Origin of the sequence: Erythrobacter colymbi (assembly GCF_002155685.1) — a bacterium.
Taxonomy (GTDB): Bacteria; Pseudomonadota; Alphaproteobacteria; order Sphingomonadales; family Sphingomonadaceae; genus Erythrobacter; species Erythrobacter colymbi.
In genome coordinates, this window is record NZ_MUYK01000010.1 from 1 (window position 1) to 13618 (window position 13618).

The 13618-nt window shown below is 67.2% G+C and carries 11 protein-coding genes; 7 read left to right on the forward strand and 4 right to left on the reverse strand.

What is annotated here, in order from left to right; all coding sequences use genetic code 11:
* Positions 1 to 11: 11 nt before the first annotated feature.
* Positions 12 to 1820: an aminopeptidase P family protein gene (locus BZF57_RS15355; RefSeq protein ID WP_086739575.1), complete on the reverse strand. Its 1809-nt coding sequence runs from the start codon at positions 1818 to 1820 to the stop codon at positions 12 to 14.
* A gap of 134 nt (positions 1821 to 1954) precedes the next feature.
* On the opposite strand from BZF57_RS15355, the gene BZF57_RS15360 reads away from it, so the two are divergent.
* Genes BZF57_RS15360 through BZF57_RS15370 form a run of 4 tightly spaced genes read left to right on the forward strand, consistent with a single transcriptional unit; the run spans position 1955 to position 5160 of the window.
* Positions 1955 to 4165, forward strand: coding sequence for a S9 family peptidase (locus BZF57_RS15360; RefSeq protein ID WP_086739577.1), 2211 nt, complete (start codon positions 1955 to 1957; stop codon positions 4163 to 4165).
* Entirely contained in the window at positions 4162 to 4293 is a 132-nt protein-coding gene (locus BZF57_RS21735; RefSeq protein ID WP_276206637.1) for a hypothetical protein, read from the forward strand. The genes BZF57_RS15360 and BZF57_RS21735 overlap by 4 nt, the downstream gene beginning before the upstream one ends.
* A 25-nt stretch (positions 4294 to 4318) precedes the next feature.
* The gene (locus tag BZF57_RS15365; protein WP_086739579.1) at positions 4319 to 4771 is read left to right on the forward strand and encodes a hypothetical protein; all 453 of its coding nucleotides are present in this window, start codon (positions 4319 to 4321) and stop codon (positions 4769 to 4771) included.
* Positions 4768 to 5160: an acyl-CoA thioesterase gene (locus BZF57_RS15370; protein ID WP_086739581.1), complete on the forward strand. Its 393-nt coding sequence runs from the start codon at positions 4768 to 4770 to the stop codon at positions 5158 to 5160. Before BZF57_RS15365 ends, BZF57_RS15370 begins: the two co-directional genes overlap by 4 nt.
* Before the next feature lie 88 nt (positions 5161 to 5248).
* Here BZF57_RS15370 and BZF57_RS15375 read toward each other — a convergent pair whose 3' ends face one another.
* Positions 5249 to 6991 carry a sensor domain-containing diguanylate cyclase gene (locus BZF57_RS15375; RefSeq protein ID WP_086739583.1) on the reverse strand — a complete coding sequence of 581 codons (1743 nt, stop codon included), beginning with the start codon at positions 6989 to 6991 and terminating at the stop codon, positions 5249 to 5251.
* Positions 6992 to 7222: 231 nt separating this feature from the next.
* On the opposite strand from BZF57_RS15375, the gene BZF57_RS15380 reads away from it, so the two are divergent.
* The 3 genes from BZF57_RS15380 to BZF57_RS15390 all read left to right on the forward strand — a co-directional run bounded on the left by BZF57_RS15380 (position 7223) and on the right by BZF57_RS15390 (position 10154).
* On the forward strand, positions 7223 to 8284 hold the full coding sequence (locus BZF57_RS15380; RefSeq protein WP_086739773.1) for a substrate-binding domain-containing protein: 1062 nt from the start codon (positions 7223 to 7225) through the stop codon (positions 8282 to 8284).
* 161 nt (positions 8285 to 8445) lie between these two features.
* A complete protein-coding gene (locus BZF57_RS15385) occupies positions 8446 to 9597 on the forward strand; it encodes a DUF2157 domain-containing protein (RefSeq protein ID WP_086739587.1) in 1152 nt (383 codons plus the stop codon).
* Positions 9594 to 10154, forward strand: a complete 561-nt coding sequence (locus tag BZF57_RS15390; protein WP_162291027.1) for a GDYXXLXY domain-containing protein — start codon at positions 9594 to 9596, stop codon at positions 10152 to 10154. The genes BZF57_RS15385 and BZF57_RS15390 overlap by 4 nt, the downstream gene beginning before the upstream one ends.
* Before the next feature lie 43 nt (positions 10155 to 10197).
* Here the strand turns inward: BZF57_RS15390 and BZF57_RS15395 are convergent, their stop codons facing one another.
* Positions 10198 to 12567: a TonB-dependent receptor gene (locus tag BZF57_RS15395; protein WP_086739591.1), complete on the reverse strand. Its 2370-nt coding sequence runs from the start codon at positions 12565 to 12567 to the stop codon at positions 10198 to 10200.
* Between the two features lie 138 nt (positions 12568 to 12705).
* Entirely contained in the window at positions 12706 to 13617 is a 912-nt protein-coding gene (locus tag BZF57_RS15400; RefSeq protein ID WP_086739593.1) for a sugar-transfer associated ATP-grasp domain-containing protein, read from the reverse strand.
* Between the last annotated feature and the right edge of the window lies 1 nt (position 13618).

Consider the following 13618-nt stretch of genomic DNA (forward strand, 5'->3'; position numbering starts at 1 on the left):
GGGGGGGGAGGTTAGAGGGGTTGGGTTTCCCGCTCCAGCCACGCCAGATCATCACCGCTAAGGCGCGGGTTGAGCAGCGCCCGCACCTGCGCGTGATAGCCATCGACCCACGCGATTTCCTCCGCCGTCAGCAGGCCCGTGTCGATCAGCTTGCGATCGAGCGGCACGAAGGTCAGCGTCTCGAAGCCGAGATAGGTCCCCTCCTGCCCCGCAATCTGCCGCTCCTCGACCAGCACGAGGTTTTCGATGCGGATGCCGAAGGCGCCCTGCTTGTAGTAGCCCGGCTCGTTCGAGAGGATCATCCCGGCGAACAGCTCCTGCCCCGTCCCGGCCTGCCCGCCCGAAGGCTTGGCGATGCGCTGCGGGCCTTCGTGGACCGCGAGGAAGCTGCCCACCCCGTGGCCGGTGCCGTGGGCGTAATCGACCCCCGCTTCCCACAGATATTGCCGCGCCAGCACATCGAGCTGGCCGCCCGCCGTCCCCTGCGGGAAGACCGCGCGGGCGAGCTGGATGTGGCCCTTGAGGACGCGGGTGTTGCGGTCGCGCATTTCCTGAGTCGGTTCACCCGGGCCGACCCACACGGTGCGGGTGATATCGGTGGTGCCGCCCGGATACTGCCCGCCCGAATCGACGAGGTAGATCGAGCCGGGCGGGATCGGGATATTGCTGTCCTCGTCCACCTTGTAGTGCGGCAGCGCGGCGTGGCCGGCGGCGGCGGAGATGGTGTCGAAGGAGAGGTCGCGCAGGCCGGGGTCCTCGGCGCGGAAAGCGGCGAGCTTCGCGGCCGCGGAGAGCTCGTCTACCCCGCCCTTCGGCCCCTCGATTTCCAGCCAGCGCAGGAATTTGCTCACCGCCGCCCCGTCACGCGCCTGCGCGTCGCGGTGGCCCTGCTGTTCGGCGGGGTTCTTGATCGCCTTGGCGAGGATCGTCGGGTCCTGCTTGAAGGCGAAGCTCGCCCCGCCGGCGCGCAAGGCCTGCGCGATGCCGACCACCGCGAAATCGGGATCGAGCGCGACGCTCTTGCCCGCAAAGGCGGAGCCGAGCGCGCCCTCGAAGGCGGCGCGGTCACGGATCGTCACCGCGTTGCCGAGGTGGCGGGTAAGTTCCGGCGTAACCTTTTCGGGCGCGATGAACAGCTCGGCGCTGCCGTCCTTGTGCGCGATGACATAGGAGAGCGCGACGGGGGTGTGCGACACGTCGGAGCCGCGGATGTTGAGCAGCCATGCGACCGAATCGAGCGCGGGGATCACCACGGCGTCGTGGCCTTCCTTGGCAAGCCAGTCGGCCACCGCCGCGCGCTTGTCCGCCGAGGAGCGGCCTGCCAAATCGTCCGCGTGCGGGATCGCAATGGCGGGCGAGGGGGTGGGCTGGTCGGCCCACACGGCATCGACCGGATTGCTCTCGGCGGGAACCATCACGATGCCCTTGGCGGCGACGCGCTTCTCCAGCGCCTCGACCCAGGCCCAGGTGTGGAGCCAGGGATCGTAGGCGATCCTCGCGCCGCTCTCGCACACGTCGGACAGCCAGCCGGCGAGGGTGTCCTTGGGGACACTCCGGTATTCGAACAGATTGCCGTCGACCTGCTCGCGCACCTGCACGGTGTAGCGCCCGTCGACGAAGATCGCGGCGTGGGTGAGCGTCACCGCGGCGAACCCCGCCGAGCCGCCGAAGCCCGTCAGCCAGCCGAGGCGCTGGGCATAGTCGCCGACATATTCGCTCATGTGCTCGTCGGAGATGGGGACGATGAAGCCGTCGAGCCCGCGGCGCTTCAGCTCCTCGCGCAGGGCGGCAAGGCGGGCTTCATGGGGCTGCATCAGCATCTTGTCGATCCTCGGATGCCCGCGCGAGGCTTGCCGCGCAGGATTGTGTCACTAGAACCGCCATCATAGGCCCTGCGCGCGCGTCTTTCCACCCGCGCGCGGCAGGCCGGATCGCCACAGGGACTTTATCATCCATGCTTCGCCCGATCAGCCGTCTTGCTCTTGCCACCGCACTTGCCGCCACCACCTTTGCATCGGCCGCTCTGGCCGAGACCCGAGAGGATTCTGCCCGCGTGACCACGTCTTCGAAGACCGACATCAAGCCCCCCGTCGCCGAAAAGCGCCCGCACACCTACACCGTGCACGGCATCACGGTCGAAGACCCCTATGACTGGCTCTACGACAAGTCCTATCCCACCGTGGACGACGAGGATGTGCTGAACCACGTCAAGGCCGAGAACGCCTATTTCGAAGCGAAGATGGAGGGCCAGAAGGCCTTCACCGAAGCGCTGTTCACCGAGATGCGCGCGCGCATCAAGGAGGACGACTCCACGGTTCCCCAGAAGGACGGCGACTACCTCTACTGGAGCGAGTTCGAGGAAGGCGCGCAGTATCGCAAGCACTACCGCAAGCCCGTCGCGGGTGGTGAGCCGGAGTTGCTGATCGACGAGAACCAGCTCGCCGAAGGGCAGGAATATTTCAGCCTCGGCGCGGCTTCGGTCAGCCAGAACGGGCGCTTCCTTGCCTACTCCACCGACACCACCGGCTCGGAGCGCTACACCGCGCGGATCAAGGACCTCCAGACCGGCGAGCTGTTGCCCGACGTGATCGAGAACCTGCGCGGCGGGCTCACCTGGGTCGCGAACGACACCGCGCTTGTCTATGGCCCCTCGACCGAGGAGTGGCGCACGCTGGAGGCCAAGCTCCACGTGATCGGCACGCCGACCGCGAGCGACGTCACGCTCTACAAGGAGGAAGACCAGTCCTTCGGCGTCGGCACCGGACTGACGGCGCAGGAAGACTGGCTGATCATTGCCACCGGCGACAACGAGACCAGCGAAGTGCGCCTCGTTCCCGCCGCCAACCCGACCGCGACGCCGATTCTCGTGAAGCCGCGCAAGAAGGGCGTCGAATATGCGGTCGACGTGCGCGACGGCGAGCTGTGGGTGTGGACCAATGACGAGCACATCAACTTCCGCCTCGCCAAGGCGAAGCTGGAAACGCCCGGCGAGTGGCAGACCGTCATCCCCGGCTCGGACGATTTCTATCTGACCGGCTTCGACCTGTTCAAGGACTTCCTCGTCACCGAGGGCCGCCTCAATGGGCTCGACCAGATCCAGCTGCGGCAATATTCGGACCCGGCGAAGATCACCCCCGTGACCTTCCCCGAGCCGAGCTACACCGCGGGGCTCTCGAACAACCCCGAATATGACATGAGCGTGCTGCGCCTGTCCTACCAGTCGATGGTGACGCCGGGGACGGTCTATGACTACGACGTCAAGACGGGCAAGCTCACCACCCTGAAGACGCAGGAGATCCCGAGCGGCTACGACCCCTCGAAATATGTCTCCGAGCGCCTGACCATCACCGCGCGTGACGGGACGCAGGTGCCCGTCAGCGTGCTGATGCGGCGCGACCGGGCGGAGATCCTCAAGAAGGCGGGGATCGAAGGGCCGGGGCCGCTCCACCTTTATGCCTACGGCGCCTATGGCTATGCCGTGCCGCCGGGCTTCTCGACCACGCGCCTCAGCCTCGTCGATCGCGGCTTTGCCTATGCCATCGCCCACATCCGCGGCGGCGACGATCTCGGGCGGCGCTGGTATCTGCAGGGCAAGCTGTTCGAGCGGACCAACACCTTCAACGATTTCGTCGACGCGGGCCGCGGGTTGATCGCGCGCGGCTACACGGCCGAGGGCAAGGTGACCGCCAGCGGCGGCTCGGCCGGCGGCGAGCTGATGGGGGCCATCATCAACCAGGACCCCGCGCAATATGGCGCGGTCGTGGCCCACGTGCCCTTTGTCGATGTCGTGAACACCATGCTCAACGAGAAGCTGCCGCTCACCCCGGGCGAGTGGCAGGAATGGGGCAACCCGATCACCGACAAGGCGGCCTTTGCCTATATGCTGTCCTACTCGCCCTATGACCAGGTGACCGCCAAGGCCTACCCGCCGCTGCTGGTGACCGCCGGCCTCAACGACCCGCGCGTCACCTATTGGGAACCGGCCAAGTGGGTCGCCAAGCTGCGCGAGCTGAAGACTGACGACAACCTGCTGCTCCTCAAGACCAACATGGGCGCAGGCCACGGCGGGCAGTCCGGGCGCTGGAACAGCCTCAGGGAGACCGCGGAGGAATTCGCCTTCATCCTGTGGCAGATGGGGATGGCCCCCAAGGGCGAGGGCGAGTGAAGGCGCCCGACTACGACCGCGGCGTCGGCATCATTGCGATAGCCATCGTCGCGGTCGTGGTGCTGGTGCCTGTCGCGCTCTACCTGCTGATGACGCTGGGCTGCGTGCTGACAGGCAGTTGTCCGTGAAGAGGCTCGTCGTGGAGATGGCGGAATGAAGCTGGTCGATTACCTCGGCAAAGACCTCAAGTCGGACGAGATGATCGATCTGCTGGAGGCGCACGAACTCGAGGTCATCTATAGTTTCGACCGGTTTCACGAAGGTTCGCCGGACGAGTATAACATTACCGACGCCGCCGCTGGCTTCCAGATGCGCCTCGACGAGAACCAGAAGGTCAGAACGGTCTTCTGCTACATAAGCGCAGAAGGCGGGATCGCTGCGGTTGATCGAGAGATCATTGGCGTGCCGATCCTTAATTCGTTCGACGACGTCAGACGTGCAAGTGACACGATGGATTGCGAGTTCTCATCCAACGAGGGCATCGAGTTTCTGGGTCGGGTATTGAGCTGGGCGAAACTCACGTTCGGGGCGCGGGCCTGGCACTACGAGTTCGAGGGCGGGGCCTTGCGCAAAATCACACTCATGGAAGACTGGTCTGCGCCATGACCAACCGCTTCACCCGCACCTTCACCGCGCGCGCCGAGCACATCGACGAGCTCGGCCACGTCAACAACACCGTGTGGGTGCAGTGGATTCAGGACATGGCCACCGCCCACTGGGACGCGGTCGCGCGGCCCGAGGATCGGGCGGCGTTCTTCTGGGTCGTGGTGCGGCACGAGATCGACTATCGCGGGAACGTGTCCGAGGGCGCGGAAGTCCACGCCGAGACATGGATCGAAGGCCCCGCCCAAGGGGCCAAGTCGGTGCGGCGGGTGGAATTCACCGATGCGCAGGGCAAGCGCCTCGTCAGCGCGGCGACGACATGGGCGATGCTCGACCGCGCCACCGGCAGGCTGGCGCGGGTGCGGCCGGAGGTGCTGGCGGCGTTTTCCTGATTCCGTTCGTGTCGAGCGCAGTCGAGACACCTGCGAACCGGCCTCTCGACTTCGCTCGAGGCGAACGGGAAATGATGTCGCGATCTTCTTAAGCTGCCCGCCCCTCGCCAGCCTTGCGCCCTTCGGGGGCCGATCGGAACACGGTGAGGCGTTCGTAGGCGAGCCGGTTTCTGCCGCTCGCCTTGGCTTCGTACATCAGCGCGTCGGCGCGGGCGTAGAATTCGGCGAAGGCCATCTTGTGGCGGTTCGCCTCGCCCAGCATCACCACGCCCATGCTGGCGGTGACGGGGAGGTCGAGCCCGGGCACTTCCTTGGCGATCCGCATCGGGATCGCCTGCCGCAGCGCCTCGGCGCGCTCTAGCGTGCGCGGGCCGCGCAGCAGCACCACGAATTCCTCGCCGCCCAGCCGCACCGCGACCGCATCGCGGTCGCCGCTCGCGCGGATCGCGCTCGCGCAGGCGACCAGCGCGGCATCGCCGACCTGGTGGCCGTGAAGGTCGTTGATCGCCTTGAAACGGTCGAGATCGACGAGTGCGAAGGTATCGAAGCCCTGCGCCAGCAGCTCGTCGAAGCGGGCTTCGATGGCGCGGCGGTTCATCAGGCCGGTGAGCGAATCGCGGGTCGAGATCTGCTCGAGCATCCGCGCTTCGGTCAGCGCCGCGTCGCGCTCGCGCCGCAGGGCCAGGAAGCGGTCGGCGATGGCGAGCGAGATCACGATCACCTCGATCCCGACCGCGACATAGAGCATCTGGTCGAGGCTGGAGGGGCCGACATGGAGGCCCAGCCCGCGCAGCAGCCGCTCGACCGAGGCGGTGATGATCGGCAGCCACGCGATCGCGATGAAGCGGGCCGAGCGGCTGCCGCGGATCACCGCCTCGATCACCGCGGCGCTGATCACCGCGATGCAGGGCAGGAAGGCGATGAAATAGCCGGTGTCGTCGAGCCCGTGGGTGGCATCGAGCTGGAGGGCACACAGGCCCGGCACGATGATCGTGAACCAGCCCGTGGCGTAGGTCAGCCGCCGCATCAGCCGCGATTGCGCGCCGCGTTCGAGGAAGGCGACAAGGAACAGGAGCGAAAGCCCGCCGCCGATGGCGTAGGACAGCGGTGCCAGCACCGCCATCAGCGTCAGCGGCAGCGCGAGGAAGGACGAGGCGAGGCCGCCCGCGGTCATCACATAGACCATCATCGCGCTCACCATCGCCGCGTAGATCAGCACGAAGCGTTCGCGCAGCACGAGGAAGAAGCTGATGTCGAACAAGAGCGGCGGCACCAGCATCCCGGCCACGAAGGCGAGCAGCATCATGTCGATCTGCGCCCAGTCGGCCTTGCCCGGATCATGGGTGATGCGCGCCTCGGTCAGCAGCGGGACGGAATGCGGCGCCTCGATCCGGGCGAGCACCATGGTGGTCGCGGGGGTGACCTCGGGCAGGCGCAGCTGGAACACCGGGCCGGCAGCGAAAGGCTTGCCGTCACGCTCGGTGCTGCGCGTGGTGCGGGTGGTGCCGTCGGCGTCGATGGCGTGGAAGGTGATCGACTTGAAGCGCGCGATGCGGCTGAAGAAGTATTGCGGCAGCTTCTCGCCGCGCCAGCTTTCGGCCTCGAAGCGCAGCCACACCGCCGGCTCGTCCGCCGCCCATCCGCTGCTGTCGCAGGTCCATTGCGCGCGCGGACGCAGCGCCTCGACGCCGCGGTCGGCGCCGGTCGCGGCGTGGCAGGCCGGGGCGAAGGTCGGGACCGTGTGGTCGTCTGCCGATGCGGGTCTCGCAGCCAGCAGTACCAGCACGACGGCGACCATGCCGAGCCGGGAAAGGAGGCGCAAAAATGCCATGGCGGACCGCATATCATGCAAGCCCTTACGATGCTGTTAAGCGCGAAACATCCGGATTGGATATAATTGGAAACGTTATCAGGGGGTTGGGGCAACCTGGGTTAACGTCCTGCCTGAGGCTTTAAGCCGCGCCAGCGAGCGGTCAAATGACAGTCACAGACGTGTCACAAATTGGCCCTAGCGGGGGGTTTACAGGGCCTCTCCGCTTCCTGGAGGGGGATGGAACAGATCATGGCACACCGCATCACCGCACTTCTCAAGACCGGCGCCGCTCTGGCGCTTGCCGCAACCACCCTCGTTGCCTGCGACGACACCAGCAGCGCGGGCGCGCAGTCGGTCCACGCCGTCGGCTCCTCGACGGTCTATCCCTTCGCCAAGCTGGTCGCCGAGAACTTCTCGCGCAGCTTCCCCGACATGCGCTCGCCGCTGATCGAATCGACCGGCACCGGCAACGGCATCCAGCTGTTCTGCTCGGGCCTCGGCCCCAACACCCCGGACATGGTCAACGCCTCGCGCCGGATGAAGCCCAGCGAATTCGACACCTGCGCCAGCAACAAGGTCGATGAAATCATTGAACTTCAGGTCGGCCTCGACGGGATCGTCTTCGCCTCGGCCAAGGGTGGCATCATGCTGAACCTCACGCCCGAGACGGTCTACAAGGCGCTCGCCGCGCAGCCCTATGGCAAGCCGCAGACCGCCAAGACCTGGAAGGATGTGGACCCCGCGCTCCCCGCCGAGCCGATCCTCGTCTATGGCCCGCCGAGCACCTCGGGCACGCGCGATGCGCTCAAGGAACTGATCCTCGAAGCGGGCTGCAAGGCCGACCCGGCGATGAAGGCTCTCAAGGAGAGCGACGAGGACAAGTACAAGCAGATCTGCACCGAAGTGCGCGACGACGGTGCCTATGTCGACCAGGGCGAGCAGGACAACCTCATCGTCCAGAAGATCGAGGGCAATCCCAAGGTCGTGGGCATCTTCGGCTATTCCTACCTCGAGGAAAACCTCGACAAGGTGCAGGACCTGCCGATGAACGGGGTGCTGGCGAGCTACGAGAACATCGCCAGCTTCAAGTACCCGGGCGCGCGTCCGCTGTATGTCTACATCAAGAAGCAGCACATGCGCGCGATCCCCGGCCTGCAGGACTTCATCAAGGAATGGGCCAAGAGCTGGGGCAAGGACGGCCCGCTCGCCAAGATCGGCATGGTCGCCATGCCGCCCGAAGCGATGACCGCCAACGCTGCCAAGGTCGATACCATGCCGGTGCTGACCAAGGCCGAGCTCGAGGCCAAGTAAGAGTCCTTGACGCCCTATCGCTTCGCTACTTGAGGGCGTGAAAGATTGGCGCCCCCGATGGCGCCAGAGAGAAGCGGTCGGCCCCTCGGGGTCGGCCGCTTTCGCTTTGCGGGGGACGGGTCTGTTGCCAGCGCATCCGGATTGGCTCTAGTCTCGCTGCCATGAGCGCGCGTAAGATCGCCCAGTGGCATGAGGCCGGCGTCATCGACGCGGCAACGCGCGACCGTCTGCTTGCCTACGAGGCCGACCACGCCCGCCCGCTTTTGCTGTGGGCGGTGTGGGGCATCGGCGCGCTCGCGATCGGGCTCGGCTTCGTGTCGGTGGTTGCGGCGAACTGGGAGGATATTCCGGGGCTTGTGCGCCTCGGGTTGCATCTGGCGCTGATCGCCGGACTGCTCGCCCTGCTGTTCCTGCGCGAGGAGCGGCTGGCGGCCCGGTCCCCCTGGGCGACCGAGGCGCTGGCCTTCATCACCGCAGCGCTGGGCCTCACCTTCTTCGGGCATCTCGGGCAGGTCTACCAGACCTCCTCGCCGCTGTGGCAGCCGCTCGCCGTGTGGTTCGCGCTGTTCGCGCCATTGCTGCTGCTGACCGGGCGCGGCTGGCCGACGGCGCTTGCCGTGGTCGGCGGGGCGGTGTGGACCGCGTGGGAATATGCCACCTACATGACCGGCTACGGCGCGGCGCGCGATCCGGGCACGGTGTGGCTGGTGTGGCTGGGCACGGCAGTGGCCCTGCCCGCGGTTCTTGCGCTGGCGGGCGGATGGATGCGCGCCCGCAGCGCGCGGCCTGACTTCTGGCGCCGGACAGAGCAGCTCGCGCTTGCCTATGCCGTCGCGCTGGCCTCGCTCGCCTGCGCGCTCGCGAGTGCCGACGGGCTGGACGGGTCGAGCCTGTTCGAGGGCGGCACGGCGGCTTTTACCTGCGGCATGGTGATCGCGCTCGCCGGGATTGCCCACTTCGCTGTCCGCCCGGGCATCTCGGGACAGATGGCGGCGACGATCATCACCGAGGCAGGGCTCGCGATCGCGATGGCGGTAGGGGCGAATGATTCGACCGTCCCCGCCGCGCTGCTGTTCTTCGTGCTGTGGGCCGGCATCGCCGCCGCCGCGCTGAGGGCGCAGTGGCGCGGCGTGTTCCAGCTCGCGGTCGGCGTCATCGCGCTGAGGCTCATCATCCTCAGCTTCGAACTCGCCGCCGATCTGCTGACGAGCGGCTTCGGGCTAATCCTTTCCGGGCTGATGATCCTCGGCGTGGCATGGGTCGCCGTGCGGGTGTCCAAGCGCTTCGCTCCGCGCGAGGAGCCCGAGGCATGATCCGCGCCGCCCGTCTCGCTGCCGTGGTGGCCCCCGTCCTCGGCCTTGCCGCCCTGTGGCTCCAGAGCGATCGCACCTACCACACCGGCACCGAATGGGAGGTGCCGATCCAGGGCTACGACCCGCGCGATTACCTGCGCGGGCACTATGCCGAGTTCCAGTATGACTGGCCGGGTTACGACGAATTCAGGGGCGATGCGCCTTCGGTGCTGTGCCTTGAGGGCAAGGCGCCCGTGATCGCCAAGGCGGTGCGTGACGCGCAGCCCTGCGCTCACCCCGTGCAGAGCACCATCGATACCGTTTATGGCTGGGATGGCCTGAGGCGCGGCCGCCTCTACATCGGGCAGGAGCGCGCCGCGCAGCTTCAGGAGCAGCTCCGCAACCGCGACCAGCGCGGGATCGTGACGATCCGCCAGCGCGAGGACGGGAGCTTCACTCCCATAAGCATCCGCTTCCGCCCGCTCACGCCCGCCGAGATTGCCGAACGCGATGCGCCGCCGGACGCGCCGCTATCGCCCTTCGATCCGCTCGGGCCGCCGGCGGTGATGGACAAGTAAGCGGCGGGCGGAAGGCCGTGCCCTCCGCCCGCCGCCCTGCGCATCAGAACTTCGCGGTCAGCTCCACCCCGTAGAAGCGCGGCTCTGCCGGGATGAAGGTCGGGATGGTGAAGGCCCCGCCGGTGTTGCCCGCATCGAGCAGGTAGTTCTCGTCGGTTGCGTTGCGGATGAAGCCGGCGATCTCGTACTTCTTGTCCGCAAAGCTGACCCCCGCCCGCGCGTTCACCAGCGTCACCTTCTTCTGCGAGATCAGCGGGTTGTTCGGCACCTCGAAGAAGATGCGGCTGCGATAGGTCACGCTCGGCGTGGCGAAGAAGCGCAGGCCGTTTCCGAACTCCTTGTCGATCGTGATCCCGCCCGAGGCCTGCCATTCCGGCTGCAAGCGGAAGCGCGCGCCCGAAAAGGCGGGCGAGAAGGCGCCGTTCCGGTCGATCCCGCCATCGATATAGCCGAAGTTGCCGAACACATTGAGCCAATCGGTCACGTCCACCGCCAGCTCCGCCTCGACCCCGAGGTTCGAGGCCTTGCCCGCGCTCTGGGTGACGAAGGCGCCGGTCGGATTGCCATTGGCATCGAGCTGCGCGACCGAGACCTGGAAGTTGCTGTAGACCTGGTAATAGACCCCGACCGAGCCCGAGACCCGGCCCGTCGCCAGCTTCAGCCCGCCTTCGTAGTTCCAGACGTTCTCTTCGGCGATGGTCTGAACGTTGGACACCGGCCGACCGCCGCTTCGCGCGGCATTGACCTGCAGCACCGGCGAGCGGCGGCCCTTGGAGATGGTCGCGAAGACGTTGACGTCATCCGAGATGCGGTAGAGCGCGTTGAAGCGCGGCAGCCATGCCTGGAACCACTTGCTGGCCTCGTAGGTCTGGCCGGCGGTGTCGATCTGGCCCGGGATCAGCGCGGCGCGGCTGAGAGTGGAGTTGGGCACGCGGGCGAAATAGGCCGAGCGGCGATACTCCGTCAGCCAGCGCACGCCCGCGGTCAGCTCGAGCGCATCGAAGGGGGTCCAGGTCGCATCGGCGAACAGCGAATAGGTCTCGTTGCGGCCGCGGTTCTCGAACACCGAGGAGTAGGGGATGGCGGTCGCCGCGCCCTGCGTCAGGATCGCGGTCACGCCGCTCGCGGGGACCGAGCCATTGGGCGCGACGCAGGCCACGCCCGGCACCAGCGGCGCGCCGAACAGCGAGCTGAGGCACTGGAGGAAGGTGCCTTCCTCGGTCGCGAAGGGCACGTTCTGGCGGCCGTCCTCGATGAAGGCGTTCCACCCGAAGCTCGAACGCAGCTTCTTGCCCGAATAGGTGAAGCGCCCCTCGTGGCTCGCCTGCCAGCCATCGGCGATCTCGGCGAATTCGAGGAAGGGCGCAGCGCTGCCGTCGGCGTCGAACACCTCGGCGCTGTCGAACTCGCGGTAGCCGTTGACCGTAGTGAAGCTCCAGTCGGTGTCGAACTGGTGGTCGATGGTGAGGTTGATGTCATAGACCTCGCGGTTGAGGCCGAGCTGGTCGTCGCCCAGCGCCGCCGCGCCGGCCGGATTGCCGCCTAGGTTGGCATCGCGGAAGGCGTTGGCCGCCCCGCCCGGCGCGCCGGTGAAGGCGGGGAAGCGGCCCGAGACGAAGGGTGTGCCGCCATTGCGCTGCTGGTCATAGGTTCCCACCAGATCGACCGTCAGATCGCTCGTCGGCTGCCAGCGCACCGAAGCGCGCAGCCCGAGCTGGTCCTGCGCGTAGAGCTCCTCGTCCTGATTGGGCGACAGGTTCTCGACATAGCCGTCGCGGGTGCGCCACTCGCCTGCGAGGCGGAAGGCGAGCGTATCGCTCCCCGCGTTGACGAAGCCGCCCAGCAGGGTCTGGTTGAAATTGCCGTACCCGCCGCGCACTTCGGCCGAGAAGCCGGGCTTCGGCTTGGCCGAGACGAGGCTGATCGCCCCCACCGCGCTGGCGGTGCCGAACAGGGTCGCCTGCGGCCCCTTGATGACCTCGACCCGCTCCAGATCGTAGATCGCCTGATAGCTCCCACGCGAACGCGAGATGTCGACGCCGTTGTAATAGAGCGTGACGCGCGGGCCCTGCTGGGCCGAGCCGCTGTCCGAGGTAATCCCGCGGATCACGACGCCGGGGTTGTTGGCGCTCTGCTCCTGAATGAGCAGGCCCGGGGTGTAATAGGACAGCTCGTCGAGATCATTGACGCCCAGCTCGCGGATGCGCTCGCCGCTGACGGCGGAAATGGTGATCGGCACGTCGATCGCGCGCTGTTCGATCTTCTGGGCGGTGACGATGATCTCGTTGCCCGAAGCGGCGGGGTCTTCCTCGGGCGCGGCGGCGCTATCCTGCGCGAAGGCGGCGTGCGGCACGGCGGCCAGCGTCGCGGCGAGCGCGATCAGCGAGGTGCGGGTGAGAGGCGTGCGGGTCATGGTCGGGCGTTCCCTGTTGCATGGAGAGGCCCTCGCCGTGGCACCCGATGGTGACGGCGCAGCGACGCCGCGGTGACGCGCGCGTTACGGCGGATTTACGGTTTCGGGACGTTGCCGAATTGCATCGCCGGGGGCGGCTCAGCGGAAATCCTCGCCCGTCGCGGCGATGCGCGACTTGAGGCCCGCCTGGTTGATGTTCTGGATTTCGATCCCCGGGTGGGCGTTGACCTCGATCACGAGCGGGCCGTCATTGACGTCGAGCACGATGTCCGCCCCGCAATAGCCAAGTCCGACCGCTGGCCCGCATTTCGACGCCAGCTCCAGCACGCGCTTCCAGCCCGGAATCTCGAAGCCGATGAGATTGACGCCGGTGTCGGGGTGGTGCGTGATCGGCGTGCCCTTGACCACGGCGCGGGTGATCTTGCCGGTCTCCATGTCGATCCCCGCCCCGATTGCGCGCTGGTGGAGGTTGGCTTTCCCGTCGCTCTCGACGGTCGGGAGACGCACCATCGCCATCAAGGGCGTGTGGTGGAGGCTGATGACGCGCAGGTCGGGCAGGCCTTCGGGCACGATCCGCGAGAGCGCCGGATCGGCGATGATCAGCGGCTCGATCAGCGCGGCGTCCTCGGCCGCGGAATCGCCCGAAAAGCCGCCGTCGACCACCTTCTGGATGTGGTGCATCACCATGTCCTCGGGCAGCGGCGTGCCCGATCCCTTGTACCAGGTGTTCCCCTCCCGCCGCACCGCCAGCAGGATGCCGTCCCCCTGCGATCCGCGCGCGGGCTTGATCGCCCAGGCATCGGGCATGTCGCGCGTCGGCTTGAAATCGGCGACCTGCTGGTGATCCTCGAGCACCGCGACAGTGCCGGTGCAGGCGATCCCCGCCGCCTCCAGCGCGCGCTTGGCCGCCACCTTGTCGCGCGCGCGTTCGATTGCGTGGCGCGGGTTGTATTTCTGGATCAGCGCGTTGCGCATGTTGATGCCGAGGATCTCGCCCTCGATCAGCCCGCCTTCGCCAAGGCCGAGCCAGCGGTTGAATGCCTTGAACACG

Coding starts and splice junctions, on each gene's coding strand:
- BZF57_RS15370 (WP_086739581.1), top strand. CDS start 4,768: ATGACCAACCGCTTCACCCGCACCTTCACCGCGCGCGCCGAGCACATC.
- BZF57_RS15375 (WP_086739583.1), bottom strand. CDS start 6,991: ATGGCATTTTTGCGCCTCCTTTCCCGGCTCGGCATGGTCGCCGTCGTG.
- BZF57_RS15380 (WP_086739773.1), top strand. CDS start 7,223: ATGGCACACCGCATCACCGCACTTCTCAAGACCGGCGCCGCTCTGGCG.
- BZF57_RS15385 (WP_086739587.1), top strand. CDS start 8,446: ATGAGCGCGCGTAAGATCGCCCAGTGGCATGAGGCCGGCGTCATCGAC.
- BZF57_RS15360 (WP_086739577.1), top strand. CDS start 1,955: ATGCTTCGCCCGATCAGCCGTCTTGCTCTTGCCACCGCACTTGCCGCC.
- BZF57_RS15395 (WP_086739591.1), bottom strand. CDS start 12,567: ATGACCCGCACGCCTCTCACCCGCACCTCGCTGATCGCGCTCGCCGCG.
- BZF57_RS15365 (WP_086739579.1), top strand. CDS start 4,319: ATGAAGCTGGTCGATTACCTCGGCAAAGACCTCAAGTCGGACGAGATG.
- BZF57_RS15390 (WP_162291027.1), top strand. CDS start 9,594: ATGATCCGCGCCGCCCGTCTCGCTGCCGTGGTGGCCCCCGTCCTCGGC.
- BZF57_RS15355 (WP_086739575.1), bottom strand. CDS start 1,820: ATGCTGATGCAGCCCCATGAAGCCCGCCTTGCCGCCCTGCGCGAGGAG.